Annotated in this window: 1 rRNA gene; it reads left to right on the forward strand. The window is 55.7% G+C overall.

Annotated elements, in window-relative coordinates:
- Positions 1 to 255, forward strand: a 23S ribosomal RNA gene (locus C1Y42_RS23310); the annotation flags it as partial.

The raw sequence follows: 255 nt of genomic DNA on the forward strand, positions 1-255 counted from the left end.
AAATCGTACCCCAAACCGACACAGGTGGTCAGGTAGAGAATACCAAGGCGCTTGAGAGAACTCGGGTGAAGGAACTAGGCAAAATGGTGCCGTAACTTCGGGAGAAGGCACGCTGGCGCGTAGGTGAGGGGACTTGCTCCCGGAGCCGAGGCCAGTCGAAGATACCAGCTGGCTGCAACTGTTTATTAAAAACACAGCACTGTGCAAACACGAAAGTGGACGTATACGGTGTGACGCCTGCCCGGTGCCGGAAGG

This window comes from Pantoea sp. ICBG 985 (genome assembly GCF_002928365.1).
Taxonomy (GTDB): Bacteria; Pseudomonadota; Gammaproteobacteria; order Enterobacterales; family Enterobacteriaceae; genus Pantoea; species Pantoea dispersa.